Source organism: Armatimonas sp., assembly GCF_031410135.1.
GTDB lineage: Bacteria > Armatimonadota > Armatimonadia > Armatimonadales > Armatimonadaceae > Armatimonas.
In genome coordinates this window covers 1-4370 of sequence record NZ_JANNYP010000373.1, presented here as the reverse complement: position 1 = coordinate 4370, position 4370 = coordinate 1, and the positions used below count along the sequence as shown (strand labels likewise).

Annotated in this window: 4 protein-coding genes and 1 pseudogene; 1 reads left to right on the top strand and 4 read right to left on the bottom strand. The window is 52.8% G+C overall.

Going from position 1 to position 4370, the window contains the following annotated elements:
- The 4 genes and pseudogenes from RMO15_RS13660 to RMO15_RS13645 form a co-directional block, all read right to left on the bottom strand.
- Window positions 1–245, bottom strand: a pseudogene (locus tag RMO15_RS13660) (hypothetical protein); the annotation flags it as partial.
- 101 nt (window positions 246–346) lie between these two features.
- Window positions 347–1426, bottom strand: coding sequence for a hypothetical protein (locus RMO15_RS13655; RefSeq protein WP_309713518.1), 1080 nt, complete (start codon window positions 1424–1426; stop codon window positions 347–349).
- A gap of 108 nt (window positions 1427–1534) precedes the next feature.
- Window positions 1535–2539: a hypothetical protein gene (locus RMO15_RS13650; protein WP_309713515.1), complete on the bottom strand. Its 1005-nt coding sequence runs from the start codon at window positions 2537–2539 to the stop codon at window positions 1535–1537.
- A gap of 51 nt (window positions 2540–2590) precedes the next feature.
- The gene (locus tag RMO15_RS13645; protein ID WP_309713513.1) at window positions 2591–3268 is read right to left on the bottom strand and encodes a CHAP domain-containing protein; all 678 of its coding nucleotides are present in this window, start codon (window positions 3266–3268) and stop codon (window positions 2591–2593) included.
- A gap of 199 nt (window positions 3269–3467) precedes the next feature.
- Between RMO15_RS13645 and RMO15_RS13640 the strand changes: the two genes are divergently transcribed.
- Entirely contained in the window at window positions 3468–4190 is a 723-nt protein-coding gene (locus RMO15_RS13640; protein ID WP_309713511.1) for a transposase, read from the top strand.
- Window positions 4191–4370: the final 180 nt, after the last annotated feature.

Genomic DNA, 4370 nt, shown 5'->3' with positions numbered 1-4370 from the left:
AAGGGCAGGAACGAGAACTCGATCTGTGGAGCGCGGCTGTTCTTGGCGACGCTTAGGAAGTTGCTGACGCTGTTGCTGTTCCAATAAGGAAGCAGCACCACCTGGAACCCTTTTCTGGGAACAGTCACAGCGCGGGTGGTCTCACCGACAGGTTGCACCTGCTCCGGCGATCCGCCGCCGCAACCGACAAGGGCGGCGGCGAGAGAGAGTGCACTCAGAGCGCACAGAAGACGAGTGTTTTTCATGACGAAACGGAACCTCCACCCCCTGATAGTAGCCCGGCTAGCTTTCGTTACACGGGCTGAAAGGGCTGGCCGGGAGGGGAGCCGACCAGCCCGGATTCTCTTTACCGCCAGCTAACGATGGCGCGATAGGTCGCACCATTGCGGAAGTAGATGTAGGTGCGTCCGTTGAGCAGAACCAGTTCGGGGCCATCGTAGCCGAACCCGGACGCTGTTCGGGGCAAAATGGGATTCCCGGAAAACTTTTGCCAGTTCAACAGATCCCGGCTACGGGCAAGCCCGGTAGACCAGCTTGCACGGTCGTATGGCTGATCCGTAGATCCCTCATACACGAGGTACCACCAGCCGTCACTACCCCGCTGGATCGAACGCCGACCGATGCTTCCTGAATCCCAGGTGCCACGGGCACCTGTTTTTATAATCGGGTTGCCCGAGTACCGGGTCATGTTGCGAAGGTCAGTCCCCACGGCGACACCTACCTGGCAGTCATCCGGGCTACCACTCTCCCAGCTCTTACCGAAGCCGTGGTAGAACAGGTACCGGGTGTTGCCGACGACAACCAGCGACGGAGTTCCGATGTTGTTACGCTCCCAGTTCAAATTGAGGTTCGCGTCACCGGGCTGACGACGAGCATGAACCAGGATCGGACTCGGGTCTTTCGTGAACTGACGTCCATTGCTGGAGAGCGCCAGACCAATATCACCAGGATATGACGAGGACTTACCAGCCGCTTCGTACACCATGGCGATCCGACTTCCGTCCAGCGCTGCAACACCAGGGAACGATGCCAGCCGATTATCAAACACATTGGGCCCCTGAGTGAGTACAACTCCCATGTTGGTAAAGTTGATACCGTCACGGGTAATCGCCAAGCCTGTGGCTGACCCATTAGCGTTGTTGGAGATATAGTAGGTCAGGAGCGACGTTGGGCTTTCGGCATAGGTCGCAATGAAGTGCATACCGAACGCGCTACCAAGGGCACGGTTTTCGATGGTGCATTTTGCACGTCCAGACCAAATGTCAGGGAGCCCCTGAGCCTGCGTGGGAAGGGCAGTCAGGCACATAGCCATCGTCCCTGCGGCTGCTACTGCCCCGACACGACGCGACTGTCCTCTTGAGAAGAGAGGGGAAAGGATCGCCGATAGAACGGCGAGGGTGGCGATAGCCACGATCAATTCGATCATTGGGATTCCTCCAGACGATCTCCGTATCCCGGAGTGTCATGAACTAATAGCGCGAACGTAAGAAACGTTACAGGCAGGTGGCCAGAATATTCTGGCCACCTGCTTTTGTTAAAGTCGGCCTATGGGTAGGTCGCCAAAATTAGAGTGTGCCATCCATCCGTTGGTGCCATCGGAGGTGTCTTTACCATCGTAAGAAACGCGGATTTTAACATCGTCTTTCAGCGGATCTTCAGTTACCGTGTATTTGAAACGTGCGATGCCGCTATCATCCGTGGAGCTATCGCCGAGATCTCGACTCTTTTTGCGAGTGGTTCCCTGTACCGTCCACTCCTCGATAAAGTGAGCTTTCTGGCGTTTTGCTCTGAGGTCTTCAGGCGAATAGAGTTTGGCCCGTAGCTCGATAGGCGTACCGCGTGGATACCGTGGCTGTGAAGGCGAAAATGAAATCGCAATTCGAGTTTGGTGCGTTACGGGTATGTCAACCGGGGGTACGTCAACCGGAGGTACGTCAACCGGGGGTACGTCAACCGGAGGTACGTCAACCGGAGGTACGTCAACCGGAGGTACATCAACCGGAGGTACGTCAACCGGAGGTACATCAACCGGAGGTACGTCAATCGGAGGTACGTCATTTTCGACGATCGTTACGGTAACACTTCCTGTATTTGTATCTGTCGTAGAGATTAGTGTCAGTTGTACTTCAGTATTCTGACCGGCCACCACATTCAGGGGAATTTGATTGGTTCTACCGATTTCTGTATTACTGGCGTCGCGGATGATAGCCATAACAGTGGCTGAACCTCCCGGCACGTTATCGAAAGTTGTTGTTGTATCTACTGGACCCTCACTATCCGGGCGCTGTGTTGTACGGGTGACTGCTACACCGTTGACAGGCGTGAGCGTAAACTCTACCGAGAAGGCATTCTCCGGAATGGCTCGTGTCTTCGGAACGACTATTGTCTTTGGTCGCGCGGACCAGTGTAACTTGAAGCTCAACCGAGCACGTGTTGGTGCAACAATCTCGGTCAACTTTGAACCCGGCCCACAGCCGGAAATGACGGGCAGAACTGTACACAGGCCGAAGAGTGCACAGATGGTGATGAGATTTTTCATGAGGATTGATCCTTTTGGTCGGAGGAGTGGATGCTCCTCCGACCGGGTGAATTACCGACGATAGAGAAAGCCAGCGAGCGGAACCGTTTTTCCGTAAGAAACCTTTCCATTGACTGAATAAGCTGGGGTAGCACTCCTACGATTTGCAGAGATAACAAAGTAGGTACGGTACAAAGCATCACTAATTCGCTCACCGTAAGGCCAATTAGTGTGGAGAACTGAGATGACAGTGTTTCCTGAACTGGAGGTTCCAACGACCTCCCAGACATAAGCAACATGCCCCGAAGAACTATTCCGAAGCACCATCAGGCTGCCTGCTCCTGGTTCACTGGAAAGACCTGCATTGGCTAAAACGGTGGGATCGATCCAGTTAATAGCGTTTCTGGGACGTTTAGATGAGAACTGTAAAGCCCATCCTTTCCCATAGGTGATCACATCAGCACCCCATGTACAATTGGGGAACTTGAAGCCATTCGGCGAGTCCTTGTATTTGGTTGCTCGCGTCACCTCCCCGTCAACAGCGTCCGAAGGATCGGACGTGCCAGAAGGATAGGAGTCAGGTAATGCGGTGGAGGCACCTTGAGGAACCGGTGCGATGAGCGCATTCTCCACCACGGCATTTGGATCAGGTGTAGGGCTGTCTGAAGGCGAGGTGCCGCCACAGCCCATCAAAGTCATGGCTGTTCCCAGGGACATCAGAGCCAGAAATGTTGTCAGACGTGTGTGCATTTTTTTGGTCGCTTTCGGTAAGCAATATGGCTGGGAGGCTGCTGGTCTCCACGTTCAGGTGAGCGATTTCATCGCTTACACCAACGAATAGCGCGAAAGCCTTCAAGTGTTACAGGCGAAAGAACTTTTTTATAAAAACTCTTTGTCTCTTCCTTACTCACCTTACGCAGTGACGATTTGATAAAATGGGTTTGACCCCATGACGACTTCACGTCTGCTCGACCTCTACACCGACTATCTGCTCTGCTCTTTTGGGCAGACAACAGCCACTGGACTTGCTGCATTGCTGCCCGATCAGATCAGCCATGACCAAGTCACCAGAATGCTGAGCCAAAATACCTTCGACCAGAAAACACTGTGGAAGATCGTCAAACCTCATATCCGAGCCTGTGAGTCACCAAAGGGAGTTCTCATTCTAGATGATAGTGTTGAGGAGAAGCCTTACACGGATGAAAACGAGATTATCTGCTGGCACTTTGACCACTGCCTAGGGCGAAGCGTCAAGGGAATCAACCTGCTCTCATGCGTCTACCATAGCAACGAGATGAATCTTCCCCTGGATTTTGAGATCGTTACCAAAACCAAATGGGAGGTAGATCCCAAGACGGGTAAGGGCAAGTTTGTCAGCGAAGTCACCAAAAACGATCTGGCACGGGCCATGATTCAACGAGCCAAGGACAAACAAATCTCGTTCCAATACGTTCTGATGGATACCTGGTTCGCGGCAGCAGATACCCTCGTTTTCATGAAGGCGAAGGTCAAGAAGGACTTTGTCACTGCTCTCAAATCCAATCGTCGAGTGGCTACGTCTCTTGAATCCAAGAAATCGGGCAAGTGGGAGCGATTAGATCAGCTTCACTTTGAGTCGGGATGCCCCAAGACGATCTACCTGGAAAGCGTGGAGTTCGCTATTTTAACGTGAGTTCGGGATAAGGTCGGGTCGGGATTCCGGTAAACTGAGTTAGCTTACAACACGGTTTTAGGAGTCCCAACCCATGCTTAGTCTACTCGATCTCTTCTGTGATATTGATGATTTCTGCCAAGAATTTCTCCCAGAACTACGAAAATATCAGGTCACCTCCTCTCGATCAAGGCAACGAAA

Bases quoted from the DNA above. Each gene is read 5' to 3' on its own strand.
- RMO15_RS13655 (WP_309713518.1), bottom strand. From the start codon at position 1,426: ATGATCGAATTGATCGTGGCTATCGCCACCCTCGCCGTTCTATCGGCG.
- RMO15_RS13650 (WP_309713515.1), bottom strand. From the start codon at position 2,539: ATGAAAAATCTCATCACCATCTGTGCACTCTTCGGCCTGTGTACAGTT.
- RMO15_RS13645 (WP_309713513.1), bottom strand. From the start codon at position 3,268: ATGCACACACGTCTGACAACATTTCTGGCTCTGATGTCCCTGGGAACA.
- RMO15_RS13640 (WP_309713511.1), top strand. From the start codon at position 3,468: ATGACGACTTCACGTCTGCTCGACCTCTACACCGACTATCTGCTCTGC.